Origin of the sequence: Halomonas llamarensis, from assembly GCF_023555005.1 — a bacterium.
Taxonomy (GTDB): domain Bacteria; phylum Pseudomonadota; class Gammaproteobacteria; order Pseudomonadales; family Halomonadaceae; genus Vreelandella; species Vreelandella llamarensis.
The window spans coordinates 24,445-42,457 of the sequence record NZ_JAMJPJ010000020.1 but is presented as its reverse complement, the minus strand read 5'-3'; the positions used below and the strand labels follow the sequence as shown (position 1 = coordinate 42,457).

The window sequence follows — 18,013 nt, the reverse complement described above, 5'->3', positions numbered from 1 at the left end:
CTAAGCGACTCTCAGGAGATAGCGCCATGCGCGACGTTCACACTCCCTACAGCTGTATTCCACTGCCATGACCCCGCCATCTCGGCCCACACATTCAGCGCTGACGCGCTCTACGGACCCGAGGCGCCAACGACTCGACCGTCTCGCAACGGCATCCATTACGGTGGGTGCGTTTGCCGTTTTGGCCGCCATTTTGGCCATCGGCATTTTTTTACTCTGGGAAAGCTTTCTTCTGCTCTCCATGGCGGGGACGTTTACCTTGGACACGCTCTCACCGTTGGCCTGGGGCACCTTAAAGGCTGCCCTGGCGGCGATGTTATTGGCCTTACCCATCGCCCTAGGCGCGGCGATTTATACCGCGCTCTACATGCCACTGCGGCTGCGCAGCCGTGTAAAGCCCGCACTAGAAATGATGGAAGCGATCCCCGGCGTTGTGGTGGGTTTTATCGCCGGGCTGGTTTTAGCGCCATGGGTCGAGCGTCATTTAGCTATCACGCTAGTGTTGCTGGTGTGGTTGCCTCTCAGCACGCTACTGGCCGGGGTGTTATGGCATCGCGCACGACAGTCTTTGCGCAAGCGCCTACCCTTCAGCTGGGCCGGGCTATGGCTAATACCCTGGCTCATCGCCATGACGTTCATCGCGCTCTGGGCAACGCCTGGCGTTGAGCAAGCGCTGATCGGCGGCGACCTTCGCCAGTGGCTGGATCAACAGCTCGGGATTAATTACGCCACGCGCAACGCCATGATTGTCGGCATGGCCATGGGGTTTGCCGTGATTCCTAGCATTTATGCGTTGGCGGAAGACGCCCTTGCCGATGTGCCCCCCTCGCTGCTTGAAGGCGCACAGGCGCTCGGCGCAACCCGCTGGCAGGCGTTGTGGAAAGTCGCCCTGCCAGCAGCTGGGCCTGGGATTTTTTCGGCGGTGATGATCGGCGCTGGCCGCGCCGTCGGTGAAACCATGATTGTGCTGATGGCCAGCGGCAATACCGCCCTTTTCAGCGCCAGCCCGTTTGAAGGCATGCGCTCCATCGCGGCCGCCATTGCCATTGAACTCCCGGAAGCCGCCCCCGGCAGTAGCACCTACCATGTGCTGATTTTTGCCGCGCTGGTGCTATTTTTGTTTACCTTTTTGGTCAATACCCTGGCCGAAGTGGTGCGGCTACGGCTGCGAACTCGCCTAAGCGACATGGGAGGTAGAGGATGAGCCGCCTATGGCCCTGGCTATGCGCCGCAAGCGTTGCCCTTTCACTTTTGATGCTCGCCGCGCTGCTGACACTGCTGCTGACCCGTGGTCTGGGCCACTTTTGGCCGGCGACGCTGGAAAGCGTCACACTGGATTCGGGCGAAATCATCGCCGGCGAGGCGGTGCGTGAAGCGCCGCTGCCGCATCGCGATGGCGAAGAGCGCCTCTACTTCACCGGCAACCGCGACTTGGATAGCCACCGTTGGCGCTGGGTAGCGATTGATCGTATCGCCGAGCGCAGTACGCCACGCGCGCTCGTGCGTTTGGAGCGCAGCCCCTGGGGTGACTTTATCGGCTACCTTTCGGCTTTTGAGTCAGGGAGCGATCATCTAGAAGGCGATGCTGCTTGGCACGCATTAACGACAGCACTTGCCCATACCACCTTTGAGCGCTCAAACGCGACGCTTGTGCTGCAAAGCGCCACCGGAGAGACGCTACGCCAACCACTCAATGAGATTTATCGCGCCCATCGCCCTAACGCCATGGCGTGGTGGGAAAAAATACGTTATTGGTTCCAAGGCGTATGGCAGTTCTTGAGTGAAGGGCCGCGTGCCGCAAATACCGGCGGCGGCGTCTGGCCGGCGATTTTTGGCACGGTACTGATGGTGATGGTGATGTCGGTGATCGTCATGCCATTTGGCGTGCTGGCGGCGATTTACTTAAATGAAATTGCCCATCAGGGGCGTCTTACGCGGCTCGTGCGCATAGGTGTGCGCAACCTGGCGGGTGTGCCATCGATTGTATACGGCGTGTTCGGCTTAGGCGTCTTTGTCTACGGCATCGGCAGCTCTCTGGACGCGTGGTTTTTTAGCGATTCGTTGCCTTCGCCCACCTTCGGCACCGGCGGCCTTTTATGGGCGTCGTTAACGCTGGCGCTTTTGACTCTGCCGGTGGTGATTGTCGCTACCGAAGAAGGGCTTGCGCGTATCCCCGATGCCCAGCGCGAAGGCGCCGTCGCCCTTGGCGCAACCCGTCTTGAAATGCTAACGCGTGTTGTGCTGCCCATGGCCGCCCCGGCGATGCTCACCGCGATGATTCTGGCGGTCGCCCGCGCGGCGGGCGAAGTCGCACCGCTGATGCTCGTGGGTGTCGCAAAACTGGCACCACAAATGCCGGTGGATGGCGAGTTCCCTTATTTGCACGTCGAACGCAAGTTTATGCACCTGGGCTATCACCTCTTTGACACCGCCTATCACGGCGAAGATATGCAGGCCGCTTTGCCGCTGGTCTACGCTACCGCCTTGCTGTTGGTGGTCATTGTGCTGGTGCTTAATCTTACTGCCATATTGTTGCGTCATTATTTACGCCATCAACGGGGGCAGTCATGTTAGCGTCGCCACACGTTTCGAATGCAGCTTATCTGACGCACTTTAGCGCTGAACAAAGCTGCCTGAATATTGAACGCTTTAGCCTCGCTTACGCAGGGAAAATCGCGTTGCGTGAGTTAACGCTTAGCGTGCCGCGCCACCGAGTCACAGCGTTTATCGGCCCATCAGGGTGTGGTAAGTCGACACTGTTACGCGCGATCAACCGATTGCACGATTTAAACGAAAACGCCACACACAGCGGCCGAATCACCATTGAGGGTGAAGATATTTATGCCGATAACATGCAGGTATCGGAACTGCGCCGACGTATTGGCATGGTGTTTCAAACGCCGAACCCGTTTCCGATGTCAATTTATGAAAACGTTGCTTTCGGGCTGCGTTTGCAAAAACGCATGTCTAAGCGCAAACGCGACGACATCATTGAGTGGGCGCTTACCTCGGCGGCGCTCTGGGATGAGGTCAAAGATCGCTTACATAAATCCGCGTGGCAGCTTTCTGGCGGTCAGCAGCAGCGCTTGGTGATTGCCCGCACGCTCGCCGTCCAACCCGATATCTTGCTGCTAGATGAACCGGCATCGGCGCTTGACCCTATTTCAACGCTAAAAGTCGAGGAGCTGATTCGTAACTTAAAATCTCAGCTAACCTTAATACTGGTTACCCACAATATGCAGCAGGCCGCACGCGTATCGGATTACACCGCGTTTTTACACGGCGGCGAGCTTATTGAGTACGGCCCGACGGATCAAGTTTTCACCAACCCGCACTTACAGCGGACGGAAGACTATATTACCGGTCGCATGACATGACGCCGTTGCAGCCAACAACCCGATACCCCCGAACACCACGATAAGGAGCACTCCATGGATATCACTAGCGACAGCCATAGCCAGCATATCTCTCGCCAGTTCAACCAAGAACTGGAAGAGCTCAAAACCCACCTTATGGCCATGGGCGGCCTGGTGGAAAAGCAGGTGCACGATGCCGTTACCTCCCTCCTTGAAGGCGACACCAAGCTTGCCACCAGGGTGCGCGACAGCGATCGCGAGGTTAACGATCTGCAGCTGCAAATCGACGACGAATGTACCCGCGTGCTGGCACGCCGACAGCCCGCCGCCTCCGACTTGCGACTAGTGGTGGCCGTGATCCGCGCCTCGTCTGACCTTGAGCGTATCGGCGATGAGGCGAGCAAAATCGCACGCAACGCCATTACCCTAAGCGAGAGTGGCGCGGCCGTACGCGGCTTGGTGGAAGTGCGCCACATCAGCGAGCACGTGCGCAAGATGCTACGTGATGCGCTGACCTCGTTTGCGCGCTTTGATACCGACTTGGCGCTAGAAGTCGTGCGAGAGGACGAACTGGTGGATGATGAGTACGGCAGCGCGATGCGCTCGTTAATCACGTTCATGGCCGAAGATGCCCGCTCCATCTCGGCGGTACTCAGCGTGATGTGGGTGTTGCGGGCATTAGAGCGGGTAGGCGATCACGCCGACAACCTCGCTGAGCATGTGGTGTATTTGGTCAAAGGGCTTGATATTCGTCACAGCAACCCGGAAACGCTCGAGCAGCAAATGCAGCAGGGCAGATAACCCGAAAAAGCGAAGAGAAACATCGCGGACGCGTTACGCTATTGCCATTAGCGTCATATCCCGTATCTTATGGGCCGCTTTGCGGCCTGTTTTTTTGCTAGGAACACACGCTCTATGCTGAACGCCCTTACTGCCATTGCTCAGGGCATCCGCTGGGTCTACCGGCCCGGCATGCGGCGCTATATTTTTTTACCCATTGTGATCAACTTTTTGGTCTACGCGACGCTATTGCGCGTGGTTTGGCAGCACTTTGCAGGGTGGCTTGGCTACTGGATGGGCCTGGTGCCCAACTGGCTGGATTGGCTTGCCTGGTTGATTTGGCCGTTATTTTTCTTAAGCCTGGTTGCCGTGGTGTTTTTTACCTTCACCGTCGTCACACACTTGATTGCCGCACCGTTTTACGGCTTTCTTGCTGCTAAGGTAGAAGTCACCGCCACTGGGCGCGAGCCCCTCGACGACCGCGGTCTAGCAAAAACGACGATAGATGCCTTGGGTCGCGAAATGGTGAAGCTCGGGTATATATTGCCGCGGGCTATTTTGCTTTTTGTCATCAGCTGGATTCCCGGCCTAAACCTTTTTGCCCCGCTTTTATGGGCGTTCTTTTCCGCCTGGGTCGTCGCTATTACCTACTTAGACTACCCCATGGATAACAACAAGGTGAGCTTTGCCGATATGCGTCGGCGCCTCTCTGGCCGCTGGTGGCATAGCTTAAGCTATGGTGGGCTGGTCACGTTGATTACCTGGCTACCGCTGGCAAACCTGTTTCTACTCCCTGGGGCGGTGGCTGGCGCCGTGTTGATGTGGGACACCCACTACCGCACAGAACCCGCGCCAACGCTCACCTGACCGTCACATTGATGCCGCCAACCATCCCGACCAGGCGGCAAACTCGGCGGCAGGCATGGGCTTGGCGTAGTAAAAACCCTGCGCGTAGCGATAGTTGCAGTCGCGCAAAAAAGCCTCGTGGGCGGCCGTCTCAACACCTTCGCCAAGCGCGTCGATGGAGAGGTGGCTACTCAATTGCGACAAGCTCGACACGACGGCGGCGCCTCTCCCGTCCGGCAGCTGCGAGACGAAACACTTATCGGCTTTGAGTATGCTGAAAGGTATTTCAATCAGCCGCCGCAGCGATGAGTGGCCTGTGCCGAAGTCGTCCAGAGCCAGTGGGAAGCCCGCAGTTATGAGCTTATCAATCACTTCGATCACCTCCTCAAGGCCGTGTTCTAGCGCACTTTCCGTGATTTCGAGCTTCATGCTCTCCGGCGATACGCCGATTGATTGCGTGATCGCGGCAAAGCGTTCGGCCAGGCGCGGATCACGGAGTTGAGCCGGGGCGACATTAACTGACACCCAGAATGCCGCATTGCCCGCACCTTCTTGCCAACACTTCAGCTGCTGGCAGGCGTCCTCAAAAACCTGCATGCCGAGCTGATCGATTAGCCCGAGCGCTTCGGCCAAGGGGATAAAGCGATCGGGACCGATAGTAGAATGGCCCTCAGGCTGCGGCCAGCGTGCCAATGCCTCTGCTCCAATGACCTCGTTACGATCCAGATCCATAATCGGCTGATAAAACACCACGATTTCTCGCTGGGTAATGGCCCGCAGCAGCTTATCCTCCAACCTGATCTGTTCAAGCTGTGTTGCCGCCGTGGCGTGATCCGCCCAGCAGACGAGATTCGCGTCTGCTCTGGTCGCGCGTTGGGCCGCTTCATCGGCGAGGGTCGTTAGCTTCTGGCAATCGCGGCCATCAACCGGTGAGCGGGCGATCCCTGCGCCCACATCGATATGGAGCACTTCGCCGCTGATATCGATGGATTCGTCCGCGATCGCGGCAATCAACGTCTGGGCCCTCGCCATCAGGTAACGGTTCACCTCGACCATGGCACCCACACCCACCGGGATGAGGACCGTGAAGGAGTGCTCATGGGAACGCGCGAGGGTTTCTTTTACCTTGAGCTGAGAACGCAGGCGTTCGGCAACCACTCTCAAAAGCTGGTTGACCGCGTCGATGCCGAATACCTGATCCACGCGGTTTATCCCCGCAAGTTTAAGGACCACAACCCCGACCGCGGGATGCGAGGTTGCCGCATCATCAATGAGTTCCTGAAGCCGCAATAGCATGCCGCGATGGTTGTGGGCGCCAGTGATTGCATCGGTGTTGGCTCCAGTCGATTGCAGGAGGGCGTTCAATCGACCGGTTTCGCTCTTCAGCTTCTCGTAACTCTGGTGCTGCGCCGTCACGTCTCGCTGGACTGACACGAAGTAGTCGACCCCTTCGCCTTCCACGCACAATGGCGTGACCGTCCACTCAACCTGGTACGGCTTTCCATCTTTTGTGTAGTTCCAAGTACAGCCCTCAAAGGAGTCGCCTTTGCGTAAGGCCGCCTTCATTCGGGCCAGGACATCAGGCTCAGTCGCTGGGCCCTGTAAAATGCGAGGTGAGGAGTGGAAGACTTCCTCGCTTGCATAGCCCGTCTTGCGCGTGAACGCGGCGTTGACATACACGATCAGCGGTCCCGGCGGCGCCAGATCGCCGGTCGTGATAACGATCGAGTACTCAGTGTTTTCGACGGCAGATTGTAAGATGCTGGAAAATTTCTCACTTAACACAGACACCACCACGGTCCTTCGTTGACAGTTTTAGTTTTGATTTAGCATATGTCTTTGTTAATTGCCAATTTTACCCTGTTTACGAATAACCGGCTTGGGGCGTTGTTGTTGCTGTCCGTGGGCAATAAACCGCCGTTTAGGGATTAGCGGGCAAGCCGCTCTTTGGGAAACACACAGCGAAACCGGGCGCCTTCCCCGGGGTGGGAGTCAATCGTGAGCTGCGCATCGTGGCGTAGCAGCACGTGCTTGACGATCGCAAGCCCAAGCCCCGTGCCGCCGGTCGCGGTACTACGCCCTTTATCCACGCGGTAAAAGCGCTCGGTGAGGCGCGGAAGATGCACCGGATCAATGCCTTCGCCATCATCTTCCACTTCAATGCAGGCGCCGGGCTCGCCCGCTTGCCACCACAGCGTAATATGACTATCGGAAGGCGTGTAGCGCACGGCGTTGAACACAAGGTTGGAGACTGCGCTACGCAGCTCTTGCTCACTGCCAATAAGCTTGGCATCGCTTGCTATATCGATATCAATCGTTTGTTGGCCTTTTGACAGCGCCAGAGCGTCTTCACGCACGCCTTCCAATAACGCTGCTACGTCGATTGGCTGGTGATCCTCACCGCCCTGATCGATCTCAAGGCGCGAGAGGAGCAACAGGTCGTTGACCAAATTCTGCATCCGCGTGGTCTGCGCCTGCATCTGCTCGATGCCGCGACCCAACCGCGGTGGCAGCTGTTCCGCTACGTCGCTATAGGTTTCTAAGTAGCCAGAAAGTACCGTCAGCGGCGTGCGCAGCTCATGCGAGACATTGGCCACGAAGTCGCGGCGCATCTGCTCTAAGCGATGCAAACGGGTAATATCGCGGGCCATCACCAAGCGCTCGTCGTCGCCGTATAAGGTAATTTGATACTGCAGAATGCGCCGCTCATCGATAGGTGAGGGGAGCGTTAGCGGCTCGCTGTAATCGCGGGAATTGAAGTAGCGGATAAAGCGCGGGTCGCGTAGAAAATTGGTAATGTGCTGGCCGCGGTCAAGTTCGATTTTCAGCCCCAACATCTTAGCCGCGGCGCTGTTCCACCACTCCAAATCCCCATGCCGGTCGAGCATCACCACGCTATCGCGCATGGCTTCTGAGGATTCTTGAATCCTGGCGAGCGTCGCACGCAGGCGGTTTTGTGTGAGGCGTTGGCTTTTTTGGTAGCGGTAGAGGCGGTCAAAAAGTTCGCCCCAAATTCCGGGAGCGGCCGGCGGCTCATCGTGGGGGGAGCTCGTCAGCCAACGGTAAAGCGCGCGCAGGTGATAAAGGTGATACCCGAGGCAACTACCCAGGCCAACGGCCAACCCCAAACCCGGCACGCCTAACATCGCCCCCAGCGCTGCTCCCACGACCGAGAGCCACACTAAACGCCAAATTTCACGACTCCACAGGCGCACGGTTACCCTCGCGCGGAGAAGCGGTAGCCTGTGCCGCGTACCGTTTGAATGAGCCGGTTATGCTCACCCAGCGCTTTACGCAGCCGACGAATATGCACGTCCACGGTACGTTCTTCGACATAGACATTGCCGCCCCAGACTTGGTCAAGTAGCTGGCCACGCGTGTAGGCGCGTTCTTGGTGGGTCATAAAAAACTGCAATAACCGGTACTCGGTCGGCCCCATATCGACCGATTTACCGTAGGAACTAACACGGTGGCTAGCCGGATCAAGCAGTAGCCCTTCAATTTCAATGGGGTCTTCCACACCGCGGGGTGTGGTTCGGCGCAGCACCGCTTTAAGCCGTGCGACCAGCTCACGAGGGGAAAACGGCTTGGTAATATAATCATCGGCGCCGGCTTCCAAGCCCTGGATTTTATTGTCCTCTTCGCCTTTGGCGGTGAGCATAATAATCGGCAGCTCAGCGGTGGTTTCTTCGCGCTTTAGGCGCCTGGCCAGCTCAATGCCGCTAGTGCCCGGCATCATCCAATCAAGCAGCAAAAGGTCGGGCTGGTGATCTACCACCATCGCGTGAGCATCCTGGGCGTTATCCGCTTCGAGTACACGATAGTCAGCCATTTCCAGGGCTACCGCGATCATTTCACGAATCGGCGCCTCATCATCGACGATCAAAACGGTCTTGGCGGTCATTGAAAGCCTCACGGTGCTTAAGACGAAAAAGTTTAACAAGACATTTCTATGACGATCACACCATGACTTGATGACAATTACGTGACACCCCGGGTTTTACCCTGCACTGGGCCATAAACTCAAGGCAATCCCGGCGAAGACAACCAACCCTGACCAGTGATTATTCAAAAAGGCCTGGAAACAACGCTGCCGCTCGCGGTGGCGAATCAGCGCTTGTTGGTGAACAAACGTTGCCGCCATAGCAGCCAGCCCCAGCCAGAAAAAGCCCCCCAGCGCCAAGTGCCAGCCCACGGCGGCGAGCAACAAAAGGGTAGCGAGTTGCAGCAAGCCGATGATCAAACGATCTGCGCGACCCAACAGCACGGCGGTGGATTTGATCCCGATTTTAAGATCATCATCGCGGTCCACCATGGCGTATTGCGTGTCGTAAGCGACCGTCCATAGCACGTTGGCGAAAAACAGCATCCAGCCTTCCAGCGGCACGTACCCCAGCACCGCGCCGCACGCCATGGGGATCGCCCAGGAGAACGCCGCCCCCAAAAACACCTGAGGGAAATGGGTATAGCGCTTCATAAACGGGTAGATAAACGCCAATATCACGCCGCCCAGCGAGAGCATAATGGTGAATAGGTTGGTGAACAGCACCAGCACAAATGCGATAGCCACCAGTCCCACAAACAACAGTTGCGCTTCACGCTCACTAATGCGCCCATTGGCTAGTGGGCGGTCTTTCGTGCGTTTGACATGCCCGTCGAAGTGACGATCAGCGTAATCATTGACCACGCAGCCCGCCGCGCGCATGGCGTAAACCCCGGCAACGAAAATCACCAGCACATCGCGCCCCGGCAAACCTTGGGCCGCGATCCACAACGCCCAGAATGTCGGCCACATCAAAAGACAGGTACCAATCGGCCGGTCTAACCGTGTCAGGTGAAGAAAATCCGGCACGCGGGCCCAGCCTATTGGCCGCAGTAGAGAACGATCCATGCTTACCCCATATAAAGACAAACGCTAATCCGGCTAGCCTAGCGCGAAGGCAGCGCCAACGCATCCGCCATGGCAGGTAAAAAATACTCCTGCACCAGCAGGGACAAGCCAGCGTGCTGAAACCGCGACCGCCGCCCCCAAAGACTCTCGACGGGGATAAAGCGCGGCGACTGGGTGCTCACTTCCAGCGGGCCGCGCACTAAACCTGGCTGTTGAAACAGCCAGCTACCCAGAGAACGCTCGCCCAACATGTCCAAACGCTGACCACGTAGCTGAGTCAATGGTGCCACCGAGCGCGCCACCACCCAGGGCGTACCGTCCAGGCACAGCGCCACCTCGCGGCGCCACGCATAGCGGCGGCGCCCAATCCCAAGCGCCATCGCTTCATCGGCAAACACATCGCCCACGCTCTGGCGTAGCAAGCACACCTGGAATTGACGCCCTTTGCCAGCTGCTATCAGCCGAGCGGTCAGCGAGTCGGTAGACGCTACCCAGCGCCACCAAGGGAGCGACATGGCCGGACGTGCCGCCGCCACCGGCGTCCAGCGTGCAATGGGGCAGCCGAGCCAGTGAGTATGCGTTAAGCTAATATGCTGCAAAACCCGCGTCTCCCTAGACAACAATAAACGCAGCCAATCATGATGATTGCCCCCAATCACGAAAAAGTCCGCTAGTGTACCATGCCGGTATGACTGGCTTTTTCTACCTTTTTTTAGCTGGATAGGTAACTTATGTCGATACCCCACGCCGATTTAGTCATTATTGGCACTGGCATGGCTGGCGTCGGGCTAGCACGCGCGCTGCGCCGTGAGGGCGATACACGCCGTCTCACCCTGATCAGCGCCGACAGCGGCGACGACTACAGCAAGCCGCTGCTCTCCACCGGGTTTGCCAAACAGCTGGCCCCGGATAAACTCGCTCAGCGCGATGCTAGCGCCCTCGCCGAAGCGCTTAATGCCACACTGCTCCCCCACACACCCGTTACCGCCATCGACCCAGAGGCGCGGCAGCTAACGCTAGACGACGGCAGCGCCTATGCCTATACCCAGCTCGTGCTCGCCACAGGGGCTGCCCCGCGCGCGCCGTTTGCCATTCCCAGTGAGTGCGAAGCGCACTGCTTCAGCGTTAACGACCTTGATGACTACCGCCGCTTTCACCGAGCCCTCGGCCAAGGCCCCGCGCGCGTGGCGATTGTCGGCGCCGGGCTAGTCGGTTGCGAGTTTGCCAACGACCTACACGCAGGCGGCCATCACGTCAGCCTTATTGCCCCCGAGAGCGCTCCACTACCACGCCTACTGCCTGAACCGCTCGGCCGCGCGCTAGGGGACGCCTTTGCCGACGCTGGCATGCAGTTAGCACTGGGGCGTACGCTTGAGCGTATCGCTTCTGGCGCCTCTTTGAACGTCGCGCTGACGTTAGATAATCATGAGACCATCGAGGCGGATCTTGTCCTGCTGTCCACCGGCCTTGCACCACGCACCGCACTTGCCGCCACGGCTGGGCTTGAGGTCTCCGCCAGCGGCATTACAGTTGATCGCACCCTGCAAACCTCTCACCCGGGTATTTTTGCCCTCGGTGACGCGGCTTGCGTGGCCGGCGTGAACGCCATGTACGTGCAGCCGCTGCAAGCCAGCGCCAACGCCCTTTCCAAAACGCTTGCTGGCACGCCCACCCCCGTCCACTTCGGGGCCTGGCCGGTGATAGTGAAAACGCCGCTATTACCGGTGGTGGCCTACCCGCCCCTGGTCACGCCGGAGCGCTGGCGCATTGAGGCAGACGGCGCGAATATGACCGCGCTCGCCGAAGATATAGACGGACGTTTGATCGGTTTTGCGTTGACAGGCGGCTGCGTGAGAAGGAAAGTGGAGCTTTCCAGAGCCGCACCTGCGCTGCTAGGCTGATTTTCACTGCCTTACGCGCTACGATATGGCGCTGACTTGCAGACGATTTTTGACTGCTGCTGTATTGAGCAATGTATACAATAGCGTTTAATAACGCCTTAACACCTGAGCGAAAAACACCGGAGATACCTAATGCGCAAACCTGAACTCGCCGCTGCCATTGCCGAAAGCGCCGATCTGTCCAAAGACAAAGCTGGCCAAGTGCTGAACGTGATCCTTGATGAAATCACCAATAGCGTCGCCAAAGGTGACGACGTTTCCCTAATTGGTTTTGGCACCTTCACCGTGCGCGAACGCGCCGCCCGTACCGGCAAAAACCCGCAGACGGGCGAGCCCTTGCAAATCCCTGCGAGCAAAAACGTGGCGTTTAAACCAGGTAAAGCGCTGAAGGATGCGGTTTCCTAATGAAGCTTTCGCTGACGCTGTGGCTACTCGGCTTTTTGCTTAAGCGTGCGCTGCGACGCAAGCCTCGCTTTCGCGAGCAGCTTGAGCGCATGCACGGTCTGGATTGGGGGATTGCCACCGAAGATTTACAGGTCGCCCGCTACTACCGGATGACACCAAAAGGTGTCACAACGGGTAAAGGATTGCCGGTGGACCTAGACCTTGAGCTACGCTTTCAGGATCAAGATAGCGCGCTACGCATACTTAAGAAGCCAACCCAGCAGGCGTTTCTCGATGGCATGGTGGCGGGTGATGTCCGCCTTGTCGGCGACTCAGCCGATATGAACAAGCTGCAAAAACTGCTGAAGTATTTGTAAGGCTTATCCTCTCCGCCGCTTTTAGCCTATCACTCGTCCCGCCGCCTAACCGCGGCGGGGCGTTTCTTTTATAAGCCACCGCCATAGCCACTTGCCTCATCAGGATTTATACTAAAGTCTAAAATAATTCATTGATAAGAGCTTTTATGCCTATCGCCTTGCCCCTGCGGCGCCTTTGGACCCTGGATAAATTCGCCTACAGTCTGCGCGTTTTTCTCGCCTTTAGCGGTGCGTTGGCCCTTGCCACCCTGTGGGGAAACGTTAGCTTTGTCATTCCGCTATTTCTTGGCATTATCGCCAGCGCGCTCTCCGAGACCGACGATAGCTGGCAGGGGCGGCTACAGGCGCTAATCGTAACGCTTGGCTGCTTTGCGCTTGTCTCACTCATTGTGCAGCAGCTCTTTCCCTGGCCGTGGTTACTTGCCCTGTGGCTTGCGGGCGCCACCTTTGGCCTGATTATGCTCGGCGCCATCGGTCAGCGCTACGCCACCATTGCCTCTGGCACGCTAATTCTTTCTCTCTACGTCATGATCAATATCGAACAGCACGGCGGTGTGGACGAGGATGTCGCCTTTCGCCAGCTGTTGCTGCTGATTGGCGCGGCTTGGTACGGGCTTATTTCAGTCGCGTGGTGCGCGCTGTTTTCGCGCCAGCCGGTCAAGCAGAGCATGGCGCGACTGTATAAAGCGCTCGGCCGATATTTGGTGTTGAAATCAGCGCTGTTTGAACCGGTACGCGGAGTCGATATCCATGCCCGACGCGTGGCACTCGCGCGCCAAAACGGCCAAGTCGTGGCGGCGCTCAATCACGCCAAAGAGATACTTCTGCGCCGCATGGAAGGTCAACGCGGGAATCGCAAGCTTAATCGCTATTTGCAGATCTACTTCATCGCCCAAGACATTCACGAACGCGCCAGCTCTACCCACTACCCCTACAGCGCGCTGACCGAGGCGTTTTTTCATCACGATGTGCTGTTTCGCTGCCAACGGCTTCTCGATCAACAGGGTCGTGCCTGCCGTCAATTAGCCAAGTCGCTGCTGCTCAACCGCCCGTTCAGCCACGAACAGAGCGAACAGGCGCTGGCAGATTTGCGCGCCTCCATCGCTAACCTGCGCGCCCGCGATAAGCCCGAGTGGCGCCCACTGATGCAACCACTCAATGCGCTCGCCGATAACCTCACCACCCTCGAGGCGCAGATTACCCGCGCCCACAACCCCGATGCCAGCGAGCCACGCCGCGATACCGCCCTGCTTGATCGCTCGCCGGGAAGTCTTGTCGAGGCGTGGAGACGCGTGCGGATCAATTTAACCCTAGGCTCGCCCACCTTTCGCCACGCAGTGCGCCTTTCAGTGGCGCTGCTGGCGGGGTATTTGCTACTGCAGTGGCTCGACCCTGAGCAGGGCTTTTGGATTTTGCTCACCACGCTGTTCGTCTGCCGCCCCAACTATGCCACCACGCGCCGCTTTCTCGTCAAGCGAGTCCTTGGCACCGTGCTGGGGCTTTTTGTGGGCTGGGCGTCGATTAGCCTTTTCCCGCAACCCAATGTGCAGAGTTTGATCGCTATCGCGGCCGGGGTGACATTTTTCGCCACCCGAGAGAAGCACTACATGATCGCCACCGCTTCGATTACGCTGCTGGTGCTGTGCAGCTTCAACCAGGTGGGTGACGGCTTCGATCTGATCTGGCCGCGGCTATTTGATACCTTGATCGGTGCGTTGATTGCGGGGCTCGCGGTGTTTTTTATTCTGCCCGACTGGCAGAGCCGCAAGCTTTACCGCGAGGCAGCGAAGGTACTCGATGGCCAGCGGCGTTACCTCGACGAGGTAATTCACCAGTATGAAACCGGCAAGCAGGACGACCTCGCCTATCGGCTAGCGCGACGCAATGCCCACAACAGCGACGCCGCTTTCTCGACCCAGATGAACAATATGCTTCACGAGCCTGCGTACTACCGCAAACAGGAGACGGAACACGGCCTGCGTTTTCTGGTGCTCTCTAACACCCTCCTCAGCCACCTTTCAGCCCTTGGCGCCCACCGCCACCGCCTGACTGACGACGAAGACGACGTCACGCTGGTGCCAGTGGCCAAGCACGTCAGCGCGCTTCTCGGTGAGCTTGCCGAGCGGCTGCGAACGCGCCAACCTACGGATGACCTTACCGAGCAGGTGGCAACGTTAATGCGCCAGCTGGAAACGCCGACAACGCGGGAAGAACAAGCGGTGACGCTCTACCGCCCCATGCAGAGCCAGCTGCGCCTGATCGCCGAACAGCTAACGCCCCTGGCCAACGCCGCCAACCGGCTGATCGCGATCGAAACGCCATCGCCAAGCTCGTCTCCAACGTCATCACGGCCTTCTTCACCGCCAGGGTAATACCCTACACTTGCCCGTAACGCCCCGCGGCATCGCCGAGCCAGCGGCGTACCAACACGGTCGTCACATCTGGGCTGCCTTGTAGCGTTTGCGCCAGCGCCGTGACTCGCTCTAGCAGGTCGGCATCGCGCTCCAAATCGGCGATTTTCATCTGGGCCAGGCCCGTCTGACGAGTGCCGAGCACTTCACCTGGGCCGCGCAGCTCCAGGTCTTTTTCGGCGATGCGAAAACCGTCGGTGGTTTCGCGCATGACACTTAAGCGCTCGCGGGCGCTTTTCGACAGCGGTGGGTGATACAGCAGCACACAGAAGCTTTCCGTGCTGCCCCGGCCCACGCGGCCACGTAGCTGGTGAAGCTGAGAAAGCCCCAAGCGCTCAGGGTTTTCGATGATCATCAAGCTGGCATTGGGCACGTCCACGCCTACCTCGATCACCGTAGTGGCGACGAGCAAGTCGAGCTCCCCGGCTTTGAACGCGTCCATTACCTCGGCTTTTTCGGCGGCTTTCATGCGCCCGTGGACCAGACCAATCGCCACCTCGGGCAACGCCTCGGTTAGCTCGTCGCGGGTTACCTCCGCCGCCTGGCACTGCAACGCCTCGGATTCCTCAATCAGCGTGCACACCCAGTAGGCTTGGCGACCGTCACCGCAGGCGCGGCGAATACGCTCGACCACTTCGGGACGGCGCTCGTCAGTCACCACCACGGTTTTCACTGGCGTGCGCCCCGGCGGCAATTCGTCAATCACCGAGACATCCAGGTCAGCGTAAGCGCTCATGGCCAAGGTACGCGGGATGGGCGTCGCGGTCATGATCAGCTGATGCGGCGTTAGCCCGCCCGCTTCGCCTTTCTCACGTAGCGCCAAGCGCTGGTGTACGCCAAAACGATGCTGCTCGTCGATGATCGCCAGCCCCAAGCACTGGAAATGCACATCATCCTGAAACAGCGCGTGAGTGCCCACCACCATGCGCGCGCGGCCATCGGCAATCGCCGCTTTGGCGTCCAGCCGTGCTTTGCCTTTGAGCTTACCCGCCAACCACGCGACTTCGACCCCTAGCGGTTCGAACCACGCTTTAAAGGCGCGGTAGTGTTGTTCTGCGAGAATTTCGGTGGGCGCCATGATCGCCGCTTGGCAGTTGCCCGCCAGCGCCGAAAGCGCCGCCATGGCGGCAACCACGGTTTTACCCGACCCCACATCGCCCTGCACTAAACGCAGCATCGGGGCAGCGCGAGCAAGATCGAGGCCGATCTCCTCCAGCACGCGGCGCTGGGCGCCGGTCAGCGCGAAAGGCAGCTGGGCAAGAAAACGCGCTTGCAGGCTACGTCCGGAAGGCAACTCAGGGGCGCCGTCGGATTGAATGCGCAGCCGCACCTCGCGCAGGCTGAGCTGATGCGCCAACAGCTCTTCCAGCGCCAGCCGCCGCGTGACTGGGTGCTGGCCGTGGGTCAGCTGCGCAATATTGACATCGGGCGGGGGCTGGTGCAGTAGATGCAGGCTTACGTGCAAACCGGGTAGGCGATAGCGCGCCAGTAGCGCCTCGGGAATCACATCCGGCAGCGCCTGGGGGTCGCTATCAAGAAGGCCGAGCGCTTGTTCTGCCAACGCGCGCAGACGCGTTTGGTTCAAGCCCTCGGTGGTCGGGTACACCGGCGTGAAATATTCCTCCACCGGCGCGGCACCTGGGGTCGTCAAGCGGTATTCCGGGTGGTAAAGCTCCAAGCCCGTCGCCCCCGCGCGGGCCTCGCCAAAGGCGCGCACGGTAACGCCGGGGCGAAGCTGCTGTTGCTGAGCGGGCGAGAAGTAAAAAAAGCGCAGGCTGATAATGCCACTGGCGTCGCGCAGACGCACAAGTAGGCTACGGCGGCGTCCTTTGACCACCTCAGAGGCGGTGACCTCGCCTTCGACCACCGCCTCTTGCCCGGCGCGCAGCGTGCCCATCGGCGTGAGATGGGTGCGATCTTGGTAGCGCAGCGGCAAGTGAAAGAGAATGTCGCTGACCTGCTCAATCCCCAGGCGCGAAAGCTTTAACGCCAGCGCTTCACCGACGCCTTTTAGCGCCGTGATCGGGGCGTTAAGCGTGCTCATGAGACGTCGCTTTCCTCATCGATGGGCTGACCATGCACCGGCTGGCGGCATTGAGAAATCGCCTGAATCAGCGCCTCAATGGCTTTGGGCCGCGGAAAGCTCGCCCGCCAGGCAATCGCCACGGTGCGTGATGGCGCCGGCCCCGCGAAGGGGCGGCTGACCAGCATGGCGTTTTCATACGCATCGGTACCTAGCGCCGACTGGGGTAGCACGGTAATCCCCAGTTTGGAGGCCACCATATGGCGAATGGTCTCTAACGAGCCGCCTTCAGCAATCAGCGTGTTGTGCGGGCTATTAAGCTTTTGCGTGATCGCCGGGCAGGCTTCAAGAATCTGGTCACGGAAGCAGTGGCCTTCCCCGAGCAGCAGCAAGCGCTCTTCGAGCAAATCTTCTTTATGAATGGCGTCGCGCCCCACCCACCGATGGCTGGCGGGCATTAACACTTCAAAGTGCTCCTCGTAAATCGACTTGGTTACCACGTCGGTCTCGGTGAATGGCAACGCCACGATAACCACATCCAGCTCACCGCTACGTAGCTTGCCGCGCAGGTTTGCGGTCATTCCTTCTTCAATATATAGCGGCATTTGCGGTGCCGCGTTGGCAAGCGCCGGGATCAAATCCGGAAACAGATACGGCCCGATGGTGTAGATCGCGCCAATGCGCAGTGGGTTCGCGAGCTGGTCTTTGCCTTCGCTTGCCGTGGCATAAATCTGGCTGCTCTGCTCTAGCACGCGCTGCGCCTGGGCGACGATTTTCTCTCCCAGCGGCGTGACCTGGACGGTCGATTTTGAGCGCTCAAACAGCGCGGTTTCTAGCTCTTCTTCGAGTTTTTTCACCGCCACCGAAAGCGTAGGCTGAGAAACATGGCATCGCTCTGCGGCGCGGCCAAAGTGGCGCTCTTGAGCAAGGGTTACGATATAGCGCAGTTCTGTTAAAGTCATAGCGGCGCCGTAGCATCCTCTGTTAGTCACCGGTGTATCGTTGTCACCCAGACGACTGGGTTTGGCTGGCCCAACGCCTGCC

Annotated in this window: 16 protein-coding genes; 9 read left to right on the top strand and 7 right to left on the bottom strand. The window is 58.8% G+C overall.

The window, feature by feature from the left end; translation table 11 throughout:
* Nucleotides 1–67 precede the first annotated feature (67 nt).
* From M8006_RS12100 to cysZ, 5 genes are all read left to right on the top strand, one after another.
* A complete protein-coding gene (locus tag M8006_RS12100) occupies nucleotides 68–1,204 on the top strand; it encodes an ABC transporter permease subunit (RefSeq protein WP_250082534.1) in 1,137 nt (378 codons plus the stop codon).
* A complete protein-coding gene (pstA, locus tag M8006_RS12095; RefSeq protein ID WP_250082532.1) occupies nucleotides 1,201–2,574 on the top strand; it encodes a phosphate ABC transporter permease PstA in 1,374 nt (457 codons plus the stop codon). The genes M8006_RS12100 and pstA overlap by 4 nt, the downstream gene beginning before the upstream one ends.
* Entirely contained in the window at nucleotides 2,568–3,377 is an 810-nt protein-coding gene (gene pstB, locus M8006_RS12090; RefSeq protein WP_250082531.1) for a phosphate ABC transporter ATP-binding protein PstB, read from the top strand. Before pstA ends, pstB begins: the two co-directional genes overlap by 7 nt.
* Before the next feature lie 54 nt (nucleotides 3,378–3,431).
* Nucleotides 3,432–4,157 carry a phosphate signaling complex protein PhoU gene (gene phoU / locus M8006_RS12085; protein WP_250082529.1) on the top strand — a complete coding sequence of 242 codons (726 nt, stop codon included), beginning with the start codon at nucleotides 3,432–3,434 and terminating at the stop codon, nucleotides 4,155–4,157.
* Nucleotides 4,158–4,271: 114 nt separating this feature from the next.
* Nucleotides 4,272–5,003 (top strand): sulfate transporter CysZ, encoded by a 732-nt coding sequence (cysZ, locus tag M8006_RS12080; RefSeq protein ID WP_250082527.1) that lies wholly within the window; start codon nucleotides 4,272–4,274, stop codon nucleotides 5,001–5,003.
* A 3-nt stretch (nucleotides 5,004–5,006) separates the two neighbouring features.
* On the opposite strand, the gene M8006_RS12075 is transcribed toward cysZ, so the two are convergent.
* The 5 genes from M8006_RS12075 to M8006_RS12055 all read right to left on the bottom strand — a co-directional run bounded on the left by M8006_RS12075 (nucleotide 5,007) and on the right by M8006_RS12055 (nucleotide 10,472).
* Entirely contained in the window at nucleotides 5,007–6,779 is a 1,773-nt protein-coding gene (locus tag M8006_RS12075) for a putative bifunctional diguanylate cyclase/phosphodiesterase (protein ID WP_250082525.1), read from the bottom strand.
* A 131-nt stretch (nucleotides 6,780–6,910) separates the two neighbouring features.
* Nucleotides 6,911–8,197, bottom strand: coding sequence for a phosphate regulon sensor histidine kinase PhoR (gene phoR / locus M8006_RS12070; RefSeq protein ID WP_250082523.1), 1,287 nt, complete (start codon nucleotides 8,195–8,197; stop codon nucleotides 6,911–6,913).
* 2 nt (nucleotides 8,198–8,199) lie between these two features.
* On the bottom strand, nucleotides 8,200–8,886 hold the full coding sequence (phoB, locus tag M8006_RS12065) for a phosphate regulon transcriptional regulator PhoB (protein WP_250082522.1): 687 nt from the start codon (nucleotides 8,884–8,886) through the stop codon (nucleotides 8,200–8,202).
* Nucleotides 8,887–8,982: 96 nt separating this feature from the next.
* The gene (gene ubiA, locus M8006_RS12060; protein WP_250082520.1) at nucleotides 8,983–9,873 is read right to left on the bottom strand and encodes a 4-hydroxybenzoate octaprenyltransferase; all 891 of its coding nucleotides are present in this window, start codon (nucleotides 9,871–9,873) and stop codon (nucleotides 8,983–8,985) included.
* Nucleotides 9,874–9,911: 38 nt separating this feature from the next.
* Nucleotides 9,912–10,472: a chorismate--pyruvate lyase family protein gene (locus M8006_RS12055; RefSeq protein WP_250082519.1), complete on the bottom strand. Its 561-nt coding sequence runs from the start codon at nucleotides 10,470–10,472 to the stop codon at nucleotides 9,912–9,914.
* A 132-nt stretch (nucleotides 10,473–10,604) separates the two neighbouring features.
* Between M8006_RS12055 and M8006_RS12050 the strand changes: the two genes are divergently transcribed.
* From M8006_RS12050 to yccS, 4 genes are all read left to right on the top strand, one after another.
* Nucleotides 10,605–11,774 carry an NAD(P)/FAD-dependent oxidoreductase gene (locus tag M8006_RS12050; protein ID WP_250082517.1) on the top strand — a complete coding sequence of 390 codons (1,170 nt, stop codon included), beginning with the start codon at nucleotides 10,605–10,607 and terminating at the stop codon, nucleotides 11,772–11,774.
* Between the two features lie 132 nt (nucleotides 11,775–11,906).
* Nucleotides 11,907–12,179: an HU family DNA-binding protein gene (locus tag M8006_RS12045; protein WP_179930433.1), complete on the top strand. Its 273-nt coding sequence runs from the start codon at nucleotides 11,907–11,909 to the stop codon at nucleotides 12,177–12,179.
* Nucleotides 12,179–12,535: a hypothetical protein gene (locus tag M8006_RS12040; protein WP_250082515.1), complete on the top strand. Its 357-nt coding sequence runs from the start codon at nucleotides 12,179–12,181 to the stop codon at nucleotides 12,533–12,535. Before M8006_RS12045 ends, M8006_RS12040 begins: the two co-directional genes overlap by 1 nt.
* A gap of 146 nt (nucleotides 12,536–12,681) precedes the next feature.
* Nucleotides 12,682–14,907: a YccS family putative transporter gene (yccS, locus tag M8006_RS12035; protein WP_250082513.1), complete on the top strand. Its 2,226-nt coding sequence runs from the start codon at nucleotides 12,682–12,684 to the stop codon at nucleotides 14,905–14,907.
* A gap of 4 nt (nucleotides 14,908–14,911) precedes the next feature.
* Here the strand turns inward: yccS and recG are convergent, their stop codons facing one another.
* Both recG and M8006_RS12025 read right to left on the bottom strand, forming a co-directional pair.
* Nucleotides 14,912–16,990, bottom strand: a complete 2,079-nt coding sequence (gene recG / locus M8006_RS12030) for an ATP-dependent DNA helicase RecG (protein ID WP_250082510.1) — start codon at nucleotides 16,988–16,990, stop codon at nucleotides 14,912–14,914.
* Nucleotides 16,987–17,931 carry a hydrogen peroxide-inducible genes activator gene (locus M8006_RS12025; RefSeq protein ID WP_250082508.1) on the bottom strand — a complete coding sequence of 315 codons (945 nt, stop codon included), beginning with the start codon at nucleotides 17,929–17,931 and terminating at the stop codon, nucleotides 16,987–16,989. Before M8006_RS12025 ends, recG begins: the two co-directional genes overlap by 4 nt.
* Nucleotides 17,932–18,013: the final 82 nt, after the last annotated feature.